The following is a 21,049-nucleotide window of genomic DNA, read 5'->3' on the forward strand; positions in this document are numbered from 1 at the left end:
CGATTTCCAACTGGACAAGACACTGAGATTTCAACATTTTACCGTAACGCAAAGAAGCAAGGGGCAGGCCGGGTGTTTTTGTATTCCGCAGCACAAGTCGATGAATTTATTCAGAAATCGCAACTTGATGGTGTCTGCCTTGCCTTGGCGATTGATGCGGCGAGGGACGAACTCAAGCGCCTTGGGGACACGCCACACCCGGTTTTGATCAACACCGCAGCTACGAATCTGGCGGCCCCCGGAAAAGGTCAGATAGAGGCGCAGGCTGTCCGAATGTCACCCGAGGATTCGCCGCTGACCTCGTACCGGGTTTCAATCGTTCAGGCCGGAGCCAAACCGGGCGACACCGCGACGTTGATGGAAGTGACCTGTACCTTCTCTGTTGATACCGAAATGGCGGATTCAACGAAAACGACACAGGTCGAAAAAACCGAACGCCCTCTATCCGACACAGCCGAGGAACGGCGGCGGCAAATCTTCGAAGGGGCCTGCACCGTTATCGCGAAACACGGGTTCGGTAACGCCTCAATGCGCGAGATCGCCAAAGCATCCGGCCTGTCTGTTCCCCTGATGTACAAGTACATCAAGGACAAGGACGACATTCTGCACCTGATCACCACCATGTGCATGCAAGACATCATCGACTTTTTCGATACCGGAGAACTGTTCACCGGACCCGCAGATCAGAACCTTGAGAAAGCTGTGGACCGGTATATCGACTACGTTGGTGAAAACCGCCGCTACATCAACCTCGTCTACTCGGAAACACGTTCTATGTCCGCGGAAAACCGGGCTCGGGTGTTCGACATGGAACGTGAGTTCATGGGGCGCTGGAAAGCGATCCTGGACAAAGGCGTTGAGCAAAACGTGTTCCGCCCGATGAATACGGAATTGATGGCCAACTACTTGTATTTCCTGTGCAACGTGTGGTCCCTGCGGCATTGGAACATCGGGAAATTCCCCGAAAGTGAGATCCGGTCCAGCCTGAAAGCGTTGATCATGGATGGTGTTCTGGCCGAAACTTCGGCGGCAAAACGCGCTGCCAAAGCGTCGTGATCCACGGGCCGCATGGCCAAAAGCCCTGACTGACCACCTCAGTTTTTTGTCGCTTACAGGCCAGTAAGTCGCAAACTAACTTGAGTCGTCAGATACCGCCGGTGATATTGGCAGAATGAACAGAAACAGCTCGCCCATTCGTTTGGATCGTCGCGCAACCGGTTGTGACCTCGTCGTCAGCAGGTGACCGCAGGGGCCGTGTGCCCTTTGCCCTCTGCTTAGACTACGGACAAATCGGACAGTTTCATGACATCGCAACCCTTGCGCCTGGCCATCGATATTGGCGGCACCTTCACCGATACGGTTCTCGTTTCCGGTAATGAGACCATTCTGGCCTCGACCAAGACACTTACGACCCACCAGAACCCAGCCGATGGCGCGATGGAAGGCGCCCGGCGCGTCATGGACCAATCAGGTCGCGCGCTGAGCGAGGTGACCGGGTTTATCCACGGCACGACACTGGCGACAAATGCACTGATCGAACGACGCGGAGCCACAGTCGCGACCGTAACGACGGAAGGGTTCCGCGATATCCTCGAAATCGCCTACGAACGGCGCTACGCTCAGTACAACATCAACCTTGAAAAGCCTGATCTGCTGGTGCCACGCGAACGGGCGCTGACCATCCGGGAACGAATGGCCGCAGATGGCAATGTGCTGATCCCGCTGGAAGACAATGCTATCGACGCGCTGTTGGCCGATCTGGACGCCACTGGGGTCGATGCGGTTGCGATCTGCCTGATGCACGCTTATGCGAACCCCTCGCATGAACGCAGACTGTGTGAAATTCTGGCTGAAAAACGCCCCAATTTGACCGTGTCGATCTCCTCGGACGTCAGCCCGGAAGCGCGTGAATTTGACCGGCTGTGCACAACGGTGGCCAACGCTTATATCCAGCCGCTGATGGAGACTTACCTGGCGCGGTTTGTGGCGCAGTTCCAGGCCGCGGGCGTCGGCTGTCCGATCCTAATGATGACAGCGGGTGGCGGTATGTGCACTGTACAGACCGCCTCGCGCTTTCCTATCCGTTTGGTCGAAAGCGGCCCCGCAGGGGGTGCTGTTCTGGCGGCGCGCATTGCGGCACGTGCGGGTATCGACAATGTGTTGTCTTTCGACGTCGGCGGGACCACTGCAAAACTCTGCCTGATCGACAACGCGCGCCCGCAGACGTCGCGGCAGTTCGAAATTGCCCGCGCGGCGCGGTTCATCAAGGGTTCGGGAATGCCGGTGCGTATTCCCGTGATCGAGATGATCGAAATTGGCGCGGGCGGAGGGTCAATCGCCGGGGTGGATCGGCTGGGGCGGCTGACCGTAGGACCCAAATCCGCCGGGTCAGAACCCGGCCCCGTGGCTTTTGGTCGGGGCGGCACCGAACCAACAGTAACCGACAGCGACATCACCTTGGGCTATATCGTACCCGACACCTTCGCCGAAGGGTTTATCCAGATCGACCCCGAAGCGTCCAAAGCAGCGCTCACCAGAACCATAGGTACCAAGTTGGATACCGATGCTATCGGCGCGGCAGATGGTGTCAGCCGGATCGTCGATGAAAGCATGGCCAGCGCGGGCCGTATGCATGCGGTGGAATCTGGCAAGGACCTTGGGCCACGCACGATGATAGCGTTTGGCGGCAACGGCCCGCTGCATGCCAGCCGAGTGGCCCGATCCGCCGGGGTCAGCCGCATTGTGATCCCGCCCAACCCGGGCGTCGGATCTGCGGTCGGCTTCCTGTTCGCTTCGGTCAGCTTTGAAATTGTCCGGTCCCGCTATTCCCTGCTGGAAACATTGGACCTGGGCGGGATCAACGCCCTGTTTGCCGACATGATCACCGAGGCCAGCGACGTCGTGGCCCAAGGCGCAGGCGACGCGCCAACTGAAACACAACGCACAGCCTTCATGCGCTACAACGGTCAGGGTCATGAGATCGAGATCGCCCTCCCCGATCGCGACTTGACGGCAGAGGATATCCCACCGCTGATCACCGCGTTCGAGGCGGAATACCGCAAGCAGTTTTCGCGCCCGGTGCCAGGGATGCAGATCGAGATCCTGAACTGGGCAGTACGTGTTGCAAATCCGGATACGGATGTGCCTGAATTGCCGGAAACGCCACCCCTGACAACAATCACCCCAGGCCAGACCCGCCCGATCATATGTGACGTGGATGGCCACCAAAAACAGGCCGGTTTTGTACCACGCGATACCCTGAAGCCGGGCGACCGCGTCCGCGGACCGGCGTTGATCACAGAACCGCAGACCACCACTTTGGTTTCGGCCGATTTCTCGGCACATGTTGATGCCATTGGAAACCTTGTCCTGATCCAAGACCAGAAAGGAGGCGCATAATGACCGCCGACATATCTGCCGCCCGCCTACAAGTGATGTGGAACCGCCTTCTTGCGGTGGTCGAAGAGCAAGGCCAAACCCTTATCCGGGCAGCGTTTTCGCCCATTGTGCGCGAATGCGGTGATATCTCAGCCGGGATCTTCGACGCCTCTGGCCGGATGCTGGCGCAAGCGGTCACCGGCACGCCCGGCCATATCAACACGATGGCCGAAGCCGTGATGCACCTGCGCGACCAGTTCCCTGTTCAGACAATGAAGCCCGGCGATATCTACATGACTAACGACCCTTGGCTAGCTTCGGGGCACCTAAACGATTTCCTGCTGATGATGCCAGCGTTCAAAAACGGCAAGGTCATCGGCTTTACCTCGTGCACCTCGCATCTGGTGGACCTTGGAGGTCTGGGCATGGGCCCTGAAGGCTCGGATATCTACGACGAGGGCCTGCTGATCCCTCCCTGCAAACTGGTCGACGAAGGTGTGCCCAACGCCCTGCTGCTGGATATCGTCCGCGCCAACAGCCGCGAACCGATTGCGAATGAGGGTGATATCTACGCTCTGATCGCCTGCTGCGAGGCCGGAGTGACCCGCCTGCTGGATATGATGGAAGAATTCGACATCGACGATCTGGATGCGTTGGGCAGTTATATCATCGACACGTCCCGCCGCGGCACGCTTGAGGCCATCGCCGAGGTGCCGGAAGGCATCTACAAGAACATGCTGAAGATGGACGGTTATGAGAATGAGTTGGAATTGCATGCGACCCTGACAGTCAGCAAACAGGGCATGCATGTTGATTTTGCGGGAACCTCGGGCTGTTCGCGCAAGGGTATCAACGTACCGCTCAACTATGCCACGGCTTACACCGTCTTTGCCCTGCGTTGCATCGTTGGTTCGGACATCCCCAATAACGCTGGATCGCTGGAACCTTTTACCGTCGACGGACCAAAGGGTTGTATCCTGAACGCGCAGCGGCCCGTTCCAGTGGCGATGCGACACACATTGGGACAAGTGACGCCCGATCTGGTTTTGGGATGCCTGCATCAGGCCCTGCCCGATGAGGTTCCAGCCGAAGGCGCGTCCTGCATGTTCGATTTGCCGATGCGCCACGCTCCCGAAGTTGCCCGTGACGGCGGGCGCGAGTTCGCCGTTGAACCGGTCCACAACGGTGGCACCGGCGCACGACCACATGCGGACGGCCTGTCGGCCACCGCCTATCCTTCGGGCGTGTTTGGATCGCAAGTCGAGATCACCGAAAGCGTGGCGCCGGTCACCATCTGGCGGCGCGAGCTGCGCCCCGATTCCGGTGGTGCAGGCAAGTATCGCGGCGGTCTCGGTCAACGGATCGAGATGACCTCGGCCAATGATGCGCCCTTCCTCGTGTTCCTGTCGGTTGAACGTCTGAAGTTCCCCGCTCTTGGTCGTATGGGCGGACAGCCCGGCGCACCCGGGCGCATTCGCTTCCGCGACGGTGAAAGCGACATTCCCGGCAAAGGTGAACTGCGCGTCGAACCGGGTGATTACCTTATCTTTGAAACACCCGGCGGCGGCGGCTTTGGCGACCCGGCCGAGCGCGATCCCAATGCTGTTGCGCTGGACCTCAAACGTGGGTTTATCAGTAACGCGGGTGCGAAATCCTACGGAGATGTCTCATGATCCGCCCCGTTCCCCACGTCGGTGCGATGGCGGCCTATGCGCTGGCTGATCTTGGTGACCAGCAAACGATCTCGCTGGCGCAAAACGAAAGCGCGTTTCCGGCAAGCCCTGCATCCATTGCGGCGGGAAAGGCCGCGATGGGCGAACTGCCGCTCTATCCCGACCCTGAATGGCCCAACCTGCGCGCGGCGATCGTCGAAGTGCACGGGTTGGACCCTGCGAGAATCCTTTGCGGCGCGGGCTCGATGGAGCTGATCGGATGTCTGATCCGAGCCTATGCCGGACCGGGCAACCGGGTACTGGGTACTGACTACGGCTACGCTTTCGTCGCCTCGGCATCAGCCCAGGTGCAGGCGGACTACGTCAAGGCGCGCGAAGTCGACCTGACCGTTTCGATTGACGATACTCTTGACGCGGTTACTCCAGAGACGCGGATCGTCTTTGTCTGCAATCCCGGCAATCCCACCGGCACGTTGATCCCGAACTCGGACATCCAGCGACTGCGGGACGAACTGCCCGCAGATGTGATGCTGGTCGTGGATCAGGCCTATGCTGAATTTTCCGACCAAACCCATAACCCAGCCGAGATTTTCGCGCTTGCTGATCGGGGCGACACGGTGGTCCTGCGCACGTTCTCCAAGGCTTACGGTCTTGCCGGTGCGCGCGTGGGTTGGGGTTACTTTCCGGCTGAAATCGCAAGTGAGCTGCGCAAGCTGCTTAATCCAAACAATATCTCCATCGCTGCCCAAGCCGCAGCATCCGCCGCGATGCGCGATCAGCCCCACATGAAGGATGTGGTTTCCCGGACAGCCAAAATCAGAGACCGGTTTGCCCAAGACTGTCGGGCCTTGGGTCTGGCCGTTCCTGAAAGCCATACCAATTTCGTGCTATTGCGCTTTGCTTCTGTCGAAGACGCAAAACGTGCAGATGCAGCCCTGCGCGCCGATAACCTGTTGATGCGCGGCATGGGGGGTTATGGCCTGAGCGACTGCCTCAGGGCTACGATCTGCCAAGCCCCAATCATGAATCGCTGCCTGACCGCCCTGAAAGGAGTGTTGAGATGACCGAAACACGAACCGCGGCCAAAATCGGTGTTCTGGTACCCTTCACCAACACGAACCTAGAGCCGGATCTGGAGTTGATGAGACCGCCGAACACCACGGTCCATTTCCAACGCATGGGTGGGTATGACGTGGATGAGATTCCCGGCTCGGACCAAATGGCGGGTCTGGGGGCCTCGGATATCAGCCACGACCTGCGCATGATCTCAGGCGTGCGTCCGGATGCGGTGCTGTATGGTTGCACCTCGGCCACTCTGACCCACGGACCCGCCTTTGACACGGATCTGGCGGATCAGATCAAAGCGGGCTCGGGCGCGATTTCCCTGACGGCGGCGGGCGCTCTGATAGAGGGGATCAAGGCAGTCGGCGCAACACGTGTCGGTTTCTCATCCCCTTATCTGGGTGAGATCAATGTTCAGGCCATCGATTTCATGGCCCTAAATGGAATCGAAACCGTCAGATGCGCCGACGTGGGCCGCGAACTGGGCAATTATGGTCAGGGCGAGCTGACCCCTGACGAGGTATTTGACCTGGCCTGTCAGGCCGATCATCCCGACGCGCAGGCGATTGTCCTGAGCTGTACCGATATGCGTTCGGTTGAGGCGATAGACCGTATCGAGGCGGCTTTGGACAAACCGGTCGTCACGTCCAATCAGGCAATGATGTTTGGCTTGATGAAGGCCCTGAACCTGCCCCGTCACGACGCCCTGCCCGGGCGTCTATTCGATAGGTTTTAAAACAGAGCGGGGCACGGAACCATCCCTGCCCCGATTAACCTTAGGGTTCTCCGCTGCCAATTTCTTCGCGACGCTTGGCGATATAGGCGTCCAGCTCTTCGCGTATTGCGGGGTCCATTTCTGGTGCCTGATACTCACGCAAGGCCTGCTGCCAGATATCCGTCGCCCGCTGCAGCGCGTCCTTTGCACCCGCGGCTTCCCAGTTTTCATAGTTCTGCCAGTCAGACAGCATCGGGCTGTAGAACGCGGTCTCATACCGGGCCATCGTGTGATCGGTACCAAAGAAATGCCCCCCGGTCGGCACTGATTTGATAGTGTCCAGACCCAGTTCTTCGGCGTTGAACTTCATCGGCTTGAGGAACTCCATCATGTTTTGGATGATTTCGACGTCCATTATGAATTTCTCATACGAGGCAGTCAGGCCGCCCTCAAGCCAACCCGCTGCGTGATAAACGATATTCGCGCCGCCGAGAACCGCGCCCCAGGTGGCCATCATCGTCTCATACGCGGCCTGCAAATCCACCACATTCGACGCGTTGGCATTTGAGGTCCGGTAGGGAATCCCATAGCGCCGCGCCAATTGACCACCGACGATATTGGCCTTGGCGTTTTCCGGTGTCCCAAAAGCCGGCGCGCCAGACTTCATGTCCACGTTCGAGGTAAACGAGCCATACATGACCGGCGCACCCGGATTGACGAGCTGGGTCAGTACCACCCCGAACAAGGCTTCGGCATTCTGTTGCGCCAACGCGGCCGGCAGAGTAACGGGCGTCATCGCCCCCATCAGCGTAAAGGGCGTCACGGTCACAGGCTGGCCGTATTCCGCCATCGCAATCAGCCCGTCCCCCATCGCGTCATCGAACAAACGCGGAGAGTTGACCGAAATTATAGTAATCACGCCCGGATCACCCTGCATCTCTTCGGGTTTTTGACCGCGCGAAATGGCCATCATATTGATGCCATCCATTGCCCGGCCGCGACCGATGGCAGTGCAGTGAAAACTCAGATCACTGTAGGTCAAATTGGCGTTGTAGGTATCAAGATGGCGGTTGTTGGCAGGCATCTCAATCGGGGCCATCACCTGATTTCCAATCAGGTGTATTGCGTTGAAATGGTGAGCCAAACGGATGAAGTTGCAATAGTCCTCATAGTTCCCCTGACGACGACCATTGATACAGTCATGAACGTTCGGAGGCCCCGCAACCAATCCAAAGTTCACATGATTGCCGCCCAATGTGATCTGCTTGGATCGATTCCGGGACGTCAAAGTGAATTCACGTGGCACCGTTTTCAGCGCTTCGAACACAAGGCTTTCATCTATGCGGATGGTTTTGGTGTCCCGGTCAACGATTGCTCCGGCACGTTCGAACAGGTCGATCACGTTGTCGCCCATAACGCGGATGCCTGCCTCGGATAGGATCCTGATGGATGTAGCGTGCAACTGATCCATCTGCTCGGGGTTCAGTATCTCGAACGGAGGGTACTCGTTGCGAATTTGCTGCCATGGCAGTTGGTCGATACCGGCTGTGCCACGCCCGGATTTCCCCCGTCGCCCGCCTCCACGTCTGTCCCGTGCCATGTTCTGTCTGCCCCCGTACCGGATCTGATTTAGTGCCTTACACAGCCTGCAAGGTAGCAGCCTCAGATCGCCATTTTTGTCACTTGCCGACGCTTCCGTGTCGCAAAAGGATCATGATGGGTCGGATTGAAAAAGAGGCAGCCATTAGGGACGGCCGACCCAGAATTTACGCGCCCACTCGAAGCCCTGCCGCTTATTATACCTTGCGGATGTCGTTCGCGGACAAGATGCACTCCTGCTGTGTTTCCTATGGAGTCTTCAAACACACGGAGACAGCCCGCTGATGATGCACCTGCCCCACCTCACTTTCCTTCGGTCGTTCGAGGCCGCCGCCCGGCATCTGAGCTTTACCAGCGCCGCCGAAGAACTGAACTGCACACAATCAGCTGTCAGCAACCATGTACGATCGCTTGAAGAGTTTATTCAGCGCCCTTTGTTTGTCCGCCACGCCCGTTCACTGTCCTTGACGAACGTGGCCGAGGCTTACTTGCCGTCCGTGCGCCACGCACTGCAGGAAATCGATGTTGCCACTCGATCCGTAAGTCAGCGACCGCACACCCGGAAAGTGGTGATCTCGTGCCCCTTCAGCCTGGCCGAGAACTGGCTTCCCGATGTGATCCGCGATTTCAACACGACGCACCCTGACATTGATTTGACCGTCCACGGAACCGTTTGGAGCGACGTCGAGCCGAGCGTGTCGGATTTGTCGATCACGATCCACCATGTTGACGAAGCGTCTCCGGACATGACCAAGCTGTGGACGGAAAAACTGACGGTTGTCTGCGCACCAGACTACCAGATCAACGGGAAACCGCTGCGCGATCCCAGCCAGCTAAGGGACGCCCATCTGATCCACATCCTTGGACGACCTGCCTATTGGGAACTGGTCCGAACCTATTTCGACCTGACCGAACTGAGCCTGACCCACGGGCTGCGAACAAATGCCTCAAACCTAGCGATGGAGATGGCGTCGCGTTCTGTAGGCTGCGTGGTCTTACCAAAGTCCCTGACCCGGTCGTTTATTGACCGGAGCCTTTTGATCGAGCCCTTCGGCATCGAAATCACCAGCCCATGGGCCTATTACTTCGCAGCACGCGAGAAGTTCCCGACGCCTTCAGTTCAGCTCTTTCAGAACTGGGTTCTCAAGGCCGCAGCGGACCTGAAACAGGTGCAGGTTTAAGAAATACCGCCCCGTCGCCTCAAAAGCGGCGACAGGTCGAACGTCAAATCCTGGTCTGGCGTTGCCACCCAATAAGGCTGAAACAGGCAAACAAAATTGCGGCGACGCAAACGATGGACGGGCCTGCGGGCGTGTCAAAGATGTAAGCCCCTCGCAACCCAGCAACGGCCGAAGTTGCGCCTATCGCGGCCGCGATCAAAGCCATCGATTCCGGTGACCGCGCCAGACTGCGCGCGGCCGCTGCCGGTATGATCAGCATAGCTGCGATCAGCAAAATCCCAACGACCTTGATTGCAACGGCCACCGTAATCGCCAGGGCCAGCGTCAGGATCAACTGCTCGCGCTTGGGGTCGAACCCACTGGCATAAGCCAGCTCTTCGTTCAGTGTTGCCGTCAATAACTGCGACCATCGCCATGCAATCAATGCAACGACCAAGGCAGCGCCGCCCCAGATTACGATCAGATCTGAGCGAGATACGGAAAGTATGTCCCCGAAAAGATAGGCCATCAAATCGATGCGAATACCGGACAGGAATGAAACAGCTACAAGGCCAAAAGCCAGCGCCGAATGCGCCATAACACCCAGCAACGTGTCCATCGCATACCCTCGGCCACTCAACAGTGTCACAGTCAGCGCCATCACGAGTGCAATCGCCAGAGCACCCGGAAAGATGGGCATCTGAAGGGTCAACGAAAGTGCCACCCCCAGAATTGCGGCATGCGCCGTCGCATCCCCAAAATACGCCATCCTGCGCCACACGACAAAGCAGCCCAAGGGCGCGGCGGCAAAGGCAACACCCACGCCTGCCAGCGTGGCTCGGGTCATAAAATCATCAAGCATTATTCAGCCGCTTCCTGAGGGTTTGAACCATGGTCATGATCGTGGTCGTGGTCGTGATCATGATCGTGCCGGTAAAGAGCCAGAGCTCCGCCTGTGCCGGTGCCGAACAGCGCCCGGTACTCCGGAGCCGAGGCCACGACTGCTGGCGATCCTTCGCAACAGACGTGACCGTTCAGACAGATTACCCGGTCCGATGCGCTCATCACCACGTGGAGTTCGTGGCTGATCATGATAATGGCACAGCCGGTCTCCTGCCGGACGGCTTCGATCTGACGGTAGAACGCGGCCGAACCGGGTTGGTCCAAACCTTGGGTCGCCTCATCCAGCAGCAGGATTTCGGGCCGATTGATCAACGCCCGCGCAAGCAGCACGCGCTGGAATTGTCCACCCGACAATTGTGACATCTGCCGTTTCATCAGATCTGGCACACCGGCTGTTTCCAAAGCATCCGCACAGTCTTTTTGTGAAGCGCGATGAGTCAGCCGCATGAAGCGTTCGACCGAAATTGGCAAAGTTGGATCGATATGCAGCTTTTGCGGAACGTACCCGATTTTCAGACCCGGTTTGCGTGTAACCTGCCCAGCCGATGGTTTCGTCGCGCCGATGATGGCGCGCAACAGGCTTGTCTTGCCTGATCCGTTCGGGCCGACAATGGTCACGATCTCACCGGGCTCGACCCCCATGTTGACACGTTGCAACACGGTATTTGCCCCATAGCTTACGCTGAGGTCTTCTACGGTAATCAGGTTCATTTCTACGCCTTTTCGGTGCAGTCGGGGCAAACACCTTCGGCTTCTACAACTGTCCGTTCGATCTCGAAACCCACAGCTCGCGCGGCCGCACCCAATGCACCTTTGGCCGGAGTGGAATGCGCCTCGGCAACGGCGTCACATTTTCTGCAGATCATGAAGGCCGGGGAATGCGACGCGCCCGGATGCGAACAAGCCACAAAGGCGTTCAGGCGCTCGATCTTGTGGACAAACCCGTTCTCGACCAGAAAATCCAGCGCGCGATAAGCGACCGGTGGCTGCGAGCCGAACCCGGCGTCACGCAACCGATCAAGGATCGCGTAGGCCCCAAGCGCGCGATGTTCCTGAAGCAGCATTTCCAACACCTTGCGACGCACGGGCGTCAGGCGCCGACCTTCCTCTTTGCACCGAGCTTCGGCGATGGACAGGCTGCTTTCGACACAATGCGCATGGTCATGCTTCTGAAACCCGACCAGGCCGGTGTCCTCAGAAATCGCAGGGGTCGTCTCACTTGTCATGTTATTCCATATCATGTATGCCGCTCGCAACGTTATAAAATCACACAGAGGGTTAGATGTCCAGAAAGCTTCTTCCTGTTTCGATCACGGCTGCGTTGTTGGGCGGCACAGCAATGGCGGAAGTTCCGAACGTTGCGGTTGATATTGCACCGGTTCACTCACTGGTCGCGCGCGTGATGGAAGGTGTCGGCACACCGAACCTGATTGTGCAACCCGGTGCCTCGCCACATGAATACAACCTGCGCCCCTCTGAGGCGGCAGCATTGCAGGATGCGAATCTGGTGTTCTGGGTTGGCGAGGATCTGACCCCTTGGATGGAAGGTGCGATCGACACGCTAAGCGACGGCGCAACGGTCACAGCACTGCTTGAGGCCGACGGCACAACTCTGCTGGACTTCCGCGAAGGCGCGCTGTTCGAAGCGCATGACCACGGCTATGATGATCACGACGATCACGGGCATGACGAGCATGACGAAGACAAAGACCACGACCACGCTGATCATGAAGATCACGACCACGGCGACGAACATGCCGAAGGCGAGGGCCACGATCACAAGGATGAACACGGCCACGACGATCACGCCGAAGGTGATGACCACGATCACGAGGACCATGAGGACCACGCTGGTCACGATGACCACCACGGTCATGACCACGGGGAACATGATCCCCACGCCTGGCTATCCCCAGAGAATGCCAGCGCCTGGCTGAACGTTATCGCCGCACAGCTTTCCGCAGCGGACCCGGACAACGCGGGGGCCTATTTTGCAAACGCGGCAGCCGCGCGTGAAGAGATGGCGGCCTTGTCTGCCGAGGTCGCCGCAACACTGGACGCGGTTCGCGGTGGAAACTTTATCGTGTTCCACGACGCCTATCAGTACTTTGAGAACGCTTTTGACTTCCCCGCATCCGGCGCGATTTCGATCGGAGACGCATCCGACCCAAGCCCCGCCCGGATCGCAGAGATTCAGGGCCGCATCCGGGATGAAGGGATCAAGTGTGTCCTATCCGAGCCGCAATTCAATGCTGGCCTTGTAGCCACCGTCATGGAAGGAACCGAGGCAAACACAGCTGTGATTGACCCATTGGGTTCGGACCTGGAAGCTGGCGCAGCCTTGTACCCTCAGGTGATCCGCAACATCGCGACAAACCTGGCCGAATGCCTCTAACGAAATTGGTCAGCCCGTTTGGTGTGTAAATCAGGAACGGGCTGAATTTCGCCGGGAACAACGGTTGACCGAAAAATTGTTCCCGGCGCTCGACTATGGTGGCTGTTTACCTAAGCTGCCAGGGTCTTCATCGCGCCAAGGAACTGCGCGACTTCGGCAACGCTGTTGTAGTGGCACATCGACACGCGAACGCAGCTATCCATGCCCAGTGGCGTCAGGATGTTCCCTGAATAATGGTCAGCCTTGCGCAGATGGGTGCGGATCCCCTGCTCATTCAACGCCCGCACAACGTCGGCAGATGGCACGCCATCGACCACCAGAGACACCAGACCTTCGCGCGCCGGATTGTCGACACCGCCCAGAATGGTCACCTTCTCCATCTCGGCCAGACCGGGCAGATTGCCGGTCCCGTGGATCATTGCATCAGTCAGCGCCTTTTCCTGTTCATGAATCGCTTCGCCCGCTGCTAGGAACCGCTCTCGCCGATCGGTCGAGTCGGTAACCTGCGACCCCAACCATTCGAAATAGCTGACGACATCAGACATGGTCGCGTATGAACCGGTGTCACGTGTGCCCATCTCCCAGTTTTCGGCCGGACCATCGATCAAGCTGTTGTGCGGCAACGCCGTTAGCCGGTCCGAGATCCAGGCCACCCCGTAGCCATGGCGCGAAAACACCTTGTATGGCGAAATCACATAACCATCGACGTCATACGCAGTCAGGTCGATCCGGCCATGTGCGGCGTGCTGGATGCCATCTACGATGATGTAGCAATCAGGCGACACGGCGCGGATGGCCGCTGCGACCGCTTCGACATCAACGCCCATCCCGGTGACCGGCGATGTATGGACGACGGTTGCCACTTTGGTGTCTGGCGTGACAAGCGCGGCATAACCTTCAGCTGATACCGTACCGGTTGCGTCGTCGTGCTCGACCAGAACATGGCTTTGGCCAGCGATCCCCGCCCAACGAGCGCAAGCGCTGCGGGTCGCAGGATGCTCTAGCGTGGTGCCCAGAACCTGCCCCGGCCCGGTTGCCAGACAGGCGTTCATGATCAGGCGGAACAATAGTTCTGTTCCGCTTTCGCCCACAAAGAATTGACCGCCGGGCGCGTTCATGAACGCAGCCATATCTGCCTTGGCCTGATTGATTACCCGAACCAACTCGTGGCTACCCGGATTGTCGCGCCCCTGATTGTCGGGGATTGCCGCATAGGCCTGCGAGGTTTCAACCACAGAATTCAGCGTCAACGCGCCACCAGCATTTTCAAAGAATATGCGCGGCCCCTGCTGCGGGCAGTGGTCTATCTGAGCAAACCGGTCACGGATTTGCTGAAGCAATTCGTCATTGATCTGGGGCATTGGGGCTCACGCGTGCAAATGTTCTGTTTCGACAACGTATATGTGAACCGGCACAGTTTTCGCACAAAGAATTCGGGGGCTGAGCGGTAAATTTTTGTTGTAGCTTGCGACAGTTGGGTGACACCAACGCGTAACGTGGCTGCCGGATTCGCGACGTGAGGTCATCGGCTTGATTTATTGACGATAAGGGGCGGCCCGCATACGACAGAAAATAATCGGTCCTGAACCGGGCCTTGGATTGCACGCCTGCCAGCGGCGATCCCACACCCCAAAATCAAAAGCGGCAAAGTTTCCGCTGGAACCCCAAGGACTTACCTCATGACCGACAACATTATCATCAACACCCAGGATCGCGTCACTACGGTTACTATTTCCCGTGAGGAAAAGAAGAACGCGATTACATTTGCGATGTACACGGCGATGGCAGAAGCCATTGAAGACTATGGGCGCACAGACGAGGCCCGTGCGCTGGTGATCACGGGGACCGGGGACATGTTCACTGCCGGCAATGACCTGCAGGACTTCATGGGTGGTGGCGTCCCTTTGGGGAGCGGTGAGAACCCTATTGTTCGGTTCCTGAACGCCATCCGGGATTGCCCCAAGCCGTTGATCGCAGCGGTCAACGGGGCGGCAATTGGAATTGGCCTGACGATGTTGCTGCACTGCGATCTGGTCTATGCAGGCGAAAGCGCCACGTTCAGCGCTCCGTTCGCGCAGTTGGGTCTGGTACCCGAAGCGGGATCTTCGATGCTGTTGCCTGCGTCCGTTGGTATGGCAGTTGCCAATGATGTTCTGCTCGCCGGTCGGGTCCTGACAGCGACAGAGGCGCTGAACCATGGGCTTGTCGCACGTGTGTTTGCCGATAATGACCTTGCGGCCAACGCCCAGCAGATCGCCGCGCAGATTGCCGGTTCCTCCCCCGCCGCGCTGAAGAAATCCAAAGCGCTGATCCGTCGCCAACGAGACGAAATCGCCGGTCATATGAGCGCAGAAATTCAGGTTTTTGCAGAGCAACTGCAGTCCGCCGACTTTGCCGAAAGCGTCGCGGCCAAACTGCAGAAAAGGACACCAAGCTATGGGTAAGCTGCTTATGCCTCAGATGCGCACGCTACAAACGGCCAGATCAATGCCCCTCAAATGAGCCCAGAGCTTTCTGCAACAGATTTTTTTGATCTGCGGAACCTTCGCAGAAAAAGGTAACCTGCAGCCTCGACTCAAAAGGCCTTCGCGAGGCGGCGTGATTAAATTTCGAATCAGGGCTGGTCAATCCCGACTGGCGATGGAATCAGTGCGCATCAGCAAATTTTGATTCGCTCAGACAGGCTTGTACTGGCATTGCCCGGGCGTTTTTTGTGGCTTTCCGGTGGAGCCCCACCCAACGCCACGCGAAGTCAGAGGAAAAGCATGGGCCTGACCTGCTATGACGTAATGGTACCGCCCGAGGTACAAAAAACCATTCTGCCCGACGAAAGCGTCGCCACAGCCTTCAACATTATCCGCTGCAGCCGCGCACGGTTTTTGCCCGTGGTGGACTCCGATGGAACTTATGTTGGCGTGTTCACCGCACCAACGCTGTTGAAGCTGATCCTGCCAAAGGCCGCAACCATTGGCCTGAATGATGATGCATCGCGCGTCGCCATCGACTCGCTGAGCTTTATGAACCTGACTCGGGACGATTTCGAACAGCAGCTTGACCGGCTCAAAACCGAGAAGGTTCGTGACAACATGTCAAGACCGTCGAACATCCCCGTGGCCGCCCCTGACACGCCGGTGATGGAAGGCATCTTCCTGATCTACAAGTACAAACGGCACGTGATCCTTGTTGAGCCCGAGACCAAGCGTTTCGTTGGCACTGTCAGCGCCAATTCGCTTCTGGACCGCGCACTCAGCTAACCCCATACAAACCGGACTAATACCTTGGCAACGCATTCGACGTCACACGGAGAGACCGCCCTCTCTGTTCCACAACTATTGGGAATCGATCCCCTTTGGGTCGCAACAGGCATTCTGATCCTTGTCTATGCCGTCCTGATCACCGAAAAGGTCAACCGCGCCATTCTGGCCATGCTGGGCGCATCACTGATGGTCCTGTTTGGCATCATCAACCAAGAGCAGGCCGTGGCCGGGGTTGATTCCAATACTCTGGCCCTGCTGATCGGCATGATGGTGATCGTAGGCATCACCAGCAAATGCGGCCTGTTCCAGTATGTGGCGATCAAGGCCGCCAAAGCGGTGAAGGCAAATCCTACCGGTATTCTGATCATGTTGACCCTGATCACAGCAGTTTTCTCGGCGCTGCTGGACAACGTAACCACCGTCCTGCTGATTGCTCCAATTACGCTGCTGATTACCGAAGCGCTGGAAACGCGGGTGTTTCCGTTCTTTATCGCTGAAATCCTGGCGTCGAACGTCGGCGGCACCGCCACCCTGATCGGTGACCCGCCCAACATTATCATCGGCTCGGCCGCTGGATTGAGCTTTAACCAGTTTGTGGTGAACCTCGCCCCGATTTCGGCCATTTGTCTGGTTGTTCTGACCGGCATTATCTATCTGATGAACCGCAAGGAACTGGCCAGAATTCCGAAGTCCGCAAGCGAGCGGATCATGGGATTCAACGAATCCGAAGCGGTCACCGATGTTCCTTTGATGATCAAATCGCTGTCCGTTCTGGCATTGGTCCTGCTTGGCTTCACCTTGGGCCATAGCTACGGCATTCAGCCGGGCACTTCGGCGCTGGCCGGTGCAGGCCTGCTGATGCTGCTGGCCTACGGTCATCAGCACGGCGAAGAACAGACCGAGTCCGTGCACCACATCTTTGGTGAGGTGGAATGGGTAACGATCTTTTTCTTCGGCGGCCTGTTTGTCATCGTTGCCGGGGTCGAGCACGTCGGACTGCTGGCCTTCTTCGGGGAAAAAGTTCTGGAGCTGACCCAAGGCGACATGATGTGGACGGCGTTCTTCATCTTCTGGGCCTCAGGCATCCTGTCGGCCATTCTGGATAACATCCCATTCGTTGCCACAATGATCCCGCTGATTGAATCCACCGCCGACACCTTCGGTGGCAAGGACGCGATTGAGCCGCTGTGGTGGTCGTTGGCACTTGGGGCCTGTCTGGGCGGCAACGGCACCCTGCTGGGTGCAAGCGCCAACCTGACCGTGGCTGCATTCGCGGAAAAGGCCAAGCAACCCATCGGCTTTATCGCCTTTGCCAAAATCGCATTCCCGATCATGATCCTGACCCTGATGATCGCGAACGTGTATATCTGGCTGCGCTACTTCTGATCTTGCGGCCCTTTGGACCATTCACCTTTCTGGTTCATAGGGCCCAAGCCTTCACAAGGTCGATGGCGTCGTCGAATATGGTTGTCTTTCGACCCAATCCCTCCTAGTGACACCTTTACCTCGGGGTGCGCGGCCTGCCGCGCTGAGATGCCATTGGCGAACCCGTAGAACCTGAACCGGCTAGAACCGGCGGAGGGAAGGGTTGCGGTTTCATCCATCCTTGCCCTCTCGCCGCAATGGAGGATGACATGAAACATCTGCTGATTGCTGCGGGAATCCTGAGTGCAACGTCGGCCATCGCCGCCGACAAACCTCAGTTGACCGTTTACACCTATGACAGCTTTGTATCTGACTGGGGCCCCGGCCCGCAGGTCAAAGAAGCGTTCGAAGCTGTATGCGAATGCGAGCTGAACCTCGTTGGCGTTGAGGACGGCGCGGCCCTGCTGTCGCGTATCCGGCTTGAGGGCGAAAACTCGGATGCCGATGTGGTTCTGGGTCTGGATACCAACCTGATCACTGCGGCAAAGGAAACCGGCCTGTTTGCGCCCAACCCTGTCTCCGCGGAATTCGCGCTGCCGATCGAGTGGTCGGACGACACATTCACACCCTATGACTGGGGCTACTTTGCCTTTGTTCACAACGCTGACGCCACCGCACCCGCCAATTTCCGCGAGCTGGCCGACAGCGACACCAAGATCATCATCCAGGATCCCCGCTCATCCACACCCGGCCTGGGCCTGCTGATGTGGGTCAAAGCGGCCTATGGCGATGAAGCGCCCGAGATTTGGGCGGGCCTGGCCGACAACATCGTGACCGTCACCAAAGGCTGGTCCGAAGCCTATGGCCTGTTCTTGGAAGGCGAGTCCGATATGGTTCTCAGCTACACCACGTCGCCAGCCTATCACCTGATCGCTGAAGAAGATGCCAGCAAGGCAGCTGCTGCCTTTGACGAAGGCAACTATTTGCAGGTCGAAGTGGCAGCAAAGCTGGCTGGGACAGACCAACCTGAACTGGCCAATAAGTTCCTGAATTTCATGGTAACAGACGCATTCCAGCAAATCATCCCGACGACCAACTGGATGTATCCTGCCGTTACCCCGGCGGATGGCCTGCCAGAAGGGTTCGACACCCTGACCGTGCCAGCCAAATCCTTGCTGTTCTCACCCGATGAAGCCGCCGCGGTGCGGGATCAGGCACTGGCTGAATGGCAGAACGCGCTCAGCCAATAAGCGCATGGCCGGGCATCGGTGCAGCGGCGCTGGTCGCTGCGCTGATCCTGGGCACTCTTGCAGCGGTCGCCCTGCGTGCTGAGACAAGCGGCGGGTTCAGCCCCGCCGACTGGGCGGCGCTGCGGTTCACGCTGACTCAGGCCATACTGTCCGCTTTGTTCAGCGTCGCGCTAGCCGTACCGGTGGCACGAGCTTTGGCCCGTCGGCGGTTCCCGGGTCGCCGTGCGTTGATTGCCCTTTTGGGCGCGCCGTTCATCCTCCCGGTCATAGTGGCTATCCTCGGTCTGCTGCAGGTCTTTGGCCGGTCGGGATGGATTTCTGACGTTCTAGGTGTTTTCGGCCTGCCGCCCATTCGGATTTATGGTTTGCATGGGGTTGTTCTGGCCCATGTGTTCTTCAACCTTCCTCTGGCCACCCGCCTTGTGTTGCAGGCTTGGCAAGAAATTCCCGCCGAACGCTTTCGATTGGCCGCCCAACTTGGCTGCAACGGCATGGCGATGTTCCGCCTGATCGAATTGCCGATGCTCAAACGGACGTTGCCGGGCGTGATCGCTGTGATCTTCGCAATCTGCCTGACCAGCTTCGCCGTCGCCCTGACGCTGGGCGGAGGACCTCGGGCAACCACAATAGAACTGGCAATATATCAGGCCTTTACCTACGACTTCGACCTTGGCCGCGCCGCGCTTTTGTCGGCCCTGCAGTTGGCTTTGACCGCAGCAGCAGCTCTGGCTGCGCTGAGGTTTTCGCGGGGCGACGGGTTTGGCACGGGTCTAGATCGCGCCTTGCAACGCTGGGACGGCGGGGCACCCGCTCTGGACGCCTTTTGGATCGCGGCAGCCGCTGCCTTTCTGCTTTTGCCCTTGGCTTCCGTCGTGATCTCAGGGCTGGCCGGGGTATTTGACATGCCTGCGCTGGTGTTTCGCGCGGCGCTTACGTCTGTCTTCGTTGCCGCAGCCAGCACGCTCATTTTGTTGGTTCTAGCCCTGCCCATGGCCACCGCCGTCGCAAGTGGGAGGCATGGACTGGTTGAACTGAGCGGCATCCTTGGACTGGCCGCCTCACCTCTGGTTATTGGCACCGGCCTGTTCATTCTGATCCGGCCTGTTGTGAACCCGACCATGTTGGCATTACCCGTTACCGCCCTGGTGAATGCCGCGATGGCCCTGCCCTTCGCATTGCGCATTCTGGTGCCTGCCGCAAAGGACATTACCGCCAGACACGGACGTCTGGCATTGTCACTCAACATGGGGAAATGGACGTACTTCCGCCGTGTTCTGGTGCCGCGCATGCGTCCTCAAATCGGTTTTGCTGCCGGACTTGGAGCGGCCCTGTCGATGGGCGATCTTGGCGTGATCGCCTTGTTTGCTGATCCACAGATCGCCACGCTTCCCTTACAAATCTATCGTCTGATGGGAGCCTATCAGATGCAAGCCGCCGCTGGAGGCGCGCTTTTGCTGCTGCTACTGTCGATGGGCGCGTTCTGGCTTTTGGACCGAGGAGGCCGCTGGCATGCTGAAGCTTGATCGCTGCGTGATTGAAAACGGATCTTTCACCCTGAGCGCGGATATCGAGATCGAAACCGGTGCCAACGTCGCGATTATCGGCCCATCGGGTGCAGGTAAATCCACCCTTCTGGAAACCATCGCCGGGTTTCGGGACCTCAAGAAGGGCCAGATCCTTTGGGATGGCGCGCGCATTTCCAATCTGCTCCCGGGTCAGCGCCCTTTGGCAATGCTGTTTCAGGATGGGAACCTGTTTCCTCACCTTACTGCTGCGCAGAACGTCGCTTTGGGCCTGCGCCCGAACGGGCGTTTGACAACTGACGAAGAGGCCCAGGTTCTATCCGCGCTTGACCGGGTTGCTCTGCCCGGGTTTGGGGACCGCCGACCGGCAGAGCTGTCCGGCGGACAGCAAAGCCGGGTCGCACTGGCGCGCGTTCTGGTTCAACACCGCGCGCTTTTGCTTTTGGATGAGCCCTTTGCCGCTCTGGGGCCGGCTCTCAAAGCTGAGATGCTGGATTTGGTCGCCGGTCTTGTCGCCGAGACCGACACGACCTTTTTGATGGTCAGCCACGATCCGCAGGATGCACGCCGCATTGCCGGTCAGACTGTACTTGTCGCAGACGAGGTGGTACACGCGCCCGCTCAGACTGAGACACTGTTCGATAATCCTCCGCCAAGCTTGCGTGCCTATCTCGGCTCCTAGAGCTATTGGCCCACCCTTCGGCGGGAACGGGTCGAACAATGGCTATGTCTGCGTTGAAACGAACCAGCAAGCCAAATAGTGTTCAAG

The 21,049-nt window shown here is 58.3% G+C and carries 18 protein-coding genes and 1 riboswitch; of the genes, 13 read left to right on the forward strand and 5 right to left on the reverse strand.

Annotated features, from left to right (window positions below; genetic code table 11):
* The first annotated feature begins 72 nt into the window (after nt 1–72).
* From GOV53_RS06780 to GOV53_RS06800, 5 genes are all read left to right on the forward strand, one after another.
* Nucleotides 73–1,056, forward strand: a complete 984-nt coding sequence (locus tag GOV53_RS06780; RefSeq protein ID WP_170464873.1) for a TetR/AcrR family transcriptional regulator — start codon at nt 73–75, stop codon at nt 1,054–1,056.
* A 246-nt stretch (nt 1,057–1,302) separates the two neighbouring features.
* Nucleotides 1,303–3,399 (forward strand): hydantoinase/oxoprolinase family protein, encoded by a 2,097-nt coding sequence (locus GOV53_RS06785; protein ID WP_170464874.1) that lies wholly within the window; start codon nt 1,303–1,305, stop codon nt 3,397–3,399.
* Nucleotides 3,399–5,051: a hydantoinase B/oxoprolinase family protein gene (locus GOV53_RS06790; protein ID WP_170464875.1), complete on the forward strand. Its 1,653-nt coding sequence runs from the start codon at nt 3,399–3,401 to the stop codon at nt 5,049–5,051. The genes GOV53_RS06785 and GOV53_RS06790 overlap by 1 nt, the downstream gene beginning before the upstream one ends.
* Nucleotides 5,048–6,115 (forward strand): pyridoxal phosphate-dependent aminotransferase, encoded by a 1,068-nt coding sequence (locus tag GOV53_RS06795; protein WP_170464876.1) that lies wholly within the window; start codon nt 5,048–5,050, stop codon nt 6,113–6,115. Before GOV53_RS06790 ends, GOV53_RS06795 begins: the two co-directional genes overlap by 4 nt.
* The gene (locus GOV53_RS06800) at nt 6,112–6,849 is read left to right on the forward strand and encodes a maleate cis-trans isomerase family protein (protein ID WP_170464877.1); all 738 of its coding nucleotides are present in this window, start codon (nt 6,112–6,114) and stop codon (nt 6,847–6,849) included. Before GOV53_RS06795 ends, GOV53_RS06800 begins: the two co-directional genes overlap by 4 nt.
* 40 nt (nt 6,850–6,889) lie before the next feature.
* Here GOV53_RS06800 and GOV53_RS06805 read toward each other — a convergent pair whose 3' ends face one another.
* A complete protein-coding gene (locus GOV53_RS06805; protein WP_170464878.1) occupies nt 6,890–8,428 on the reverse strand; it encodes a trimethylamine methyltransferase family protein in 1,539 nt (512 codons plus the stop codon).
* Between the two features lie 283 nt (nt 8,429–8,711).
* On the opposite strand from GOV53_RS06805, the gene GOV53_RS06810 reads away from it, so the two are divergent.
* Nucleotides 8,712–9,608, forward strand: a complete 897-nt coding sequence (locus tag GOV53_RS06810) for a LysR substrate-binding domain-containing protein (protein ID WP_170464879.1) — start codon at nt 8,712–8,714, stop codon at nt 9,606–9,608.
* Between the two features lie 43 nt (nt 9,609–9,651).
* Here GOV53_RS06810 and GOV53_RS06815 read toward each other — a convergent pair whose 3' ends face one another.
* From GOV53_RS06815 to GOV53_RS06825, 3 genes are read right to left on the reverse strand one after another with little or no spacing between them, the layout of a single operon-like run.
* Nucleotides 9,652–10,449, reverse strand: coding sequence for an iron chelate uptake ABC transporter family permease subunit (locus GOV53_RS06815; protein ID WP_170464880.1), 798 nt, complete (start codon nt 10,447–10,449; stop codon nt 9,652–9,654).
* Complete coding sequence (locus tag GOV53_RS06820; protein ID WP_170464881.1) at nt 10,449–11,201, reverse strand: metal ABC transporter ATP-binding protein; 753 nt, start codon at nt 11,199–11,201, stop codon at nt 10,449–10,451. The genes GOV53_RS06815 and GOV53_RS06820 overlap by 1 nt, the downstream gene beginning before the upstream one ends.
* 2 nt (nt 11,202–11,203) lie before the next feature.
* On the reverse strand, nt 11,204–11,716 hold the full coding sequence (locus GOV53_RS06825; protein ID WP_170464882.1) for a Fur family transcriptional regulator: 513 nt from the start codon (nt 11,714–11,716) through the stop codon (nt 11,204–11,206).
* A gap of 56 nt (nt 11,717–11,772) precedes the next feature.
* On the opposite strand from GOV53_RS06825, the gene GOV53_RS06830 reads away from it, so the two are divergent.
* Complete coding sequence (locus GOV53_RS06830) at nt 11,773–12,885, forward strand: zinc ABC transporter substrate-binding protein (protein ID WP_170464883.1); 1,113 nt, start codon at nt 11,773–11,775, stop codon at nt 12,883–12,885.
* A gap of 110 nt (nt 12,886–12,995) precedes the next feature.
* On the opposite strand, the gene GOV53_RS06835 is transcribed toward GOV53_RS06830, so the two are convergent.
* Nucleotides 12,996–14,246, reverse strand: a complete 1,251-nt coding sequence (locus GOV53_RS06835) for an aminotransferase class V-fold PLP-dependent enzyme (RefSeq protein ID WP_170464884.1) — start codon at nt 14,244–14,246, stop codon at nt 12,996–12,998.
* 318 nt (nt 14,247–14,564) lie between these two features.
* On the opposite strand from GOV53_RS06835, the gene GOV53_RS06840 reads away from it, so the two are divergent.
* The 6 genes from GOV53_RS06840 (at nt 14,565) to GOV53_RS06865 (ending at nt 20,962) form a co-directional block, all read left to right on the forward strand.
* A complete protein-coding gene (locus GOV53_RS06840; protein ID WP_170464885.1) occupies nt 14,565–15,329 on the forward strand; it encodes an enoyl-CoA hydratase-related protein in 765 nt (254 codons plus the stop codon).
* Nucleotides 15,330–15,650: 321 nt separating this feature from the next.
* Nucleotides 15,651–16,139 (forward strand): CBS domain-containing protein, encoded by a 489-nt coding sequence (locus GOV53_RS06845; protein ID WP_170464886.1) that lies wholly within the window; start codon nt 15,651–15,653, stop codon nt 16,137–16,139.
* A 24-nt stretch (nt 16,140–16,163) separates the two neighbouring features.
* Nucleotides 16,164–17,528, forward strand: a complete 1,365-nt coding sequence (locus tag GOV53_RS06850) for a sodium:proton antiporter (RefSeq protein ID WP_170464887.1) — start codon at nt 16,164–16,166, stop codon at nt 17,526–17,528.
* Between the two features lie 111 nt (nt 17,529–17,639).
* Nucleotides 17,640–17,743: riboswitch (TPP riboswitch) on the forward strand.
* Nucleotides 17,744–17,776: 33 nt separating this feature from the next.
* On the forward strand, nt 17,777–18,757 hold the full coding sequence (gene thiB / locus GOV53_RS06855) for a thiamine ABC transporter substrate binding subunit (protein ID WP_170464888.1): 981 nt from the start codon (nt 17,777–17,779) through the stop codon (nt 18,755–18,757).
* Nucleotides 18,733–20,280 carry a thiamine/thiamine pyrophosphate ABC transporter permease ThiP gene (locus GOV53_RS06860; RefSeq protein ID WP_170464889.1) on the forward strand — a complete coding sequence of 516 codons (1,548 nt, stop codon included), beginning with the start codon at nt 18,733–18,735 and terminating at the stop codon, nt 20,278–20,280. Before thiB ends, GOV53_RS06860 begins: the two co-directional genes overlap by 25 nt.
* A complete protein-coding gene (locus GOV53_RS06865; RefSeq protein WP_170464890.1) occupies nt 20,267–20,962 on the forward strand; it encodes a thiamine ABC transporter ATP-binding protein in 696 nt (231 codons plus the stop codon). The genes GOV53_RS06860 and GOV53_RS06865 overlap by 14 nt, the downstream gene beginning before the upstream one ends.
* Nucleotides 20,963–21,049 lie beyond the last annotated feature (87 nt).

The sequence above is a fragment of the Ruegeria arenilitoris genome, from assembly GCF_013035315.1.
Classification (GTDB): Bacteria; Pseudomonadota; Alphaproteobacteria; order Rhodobacterales; family Rhodobacteraceae; genus Ruegeria; species Ruegeria arenilitoris_D.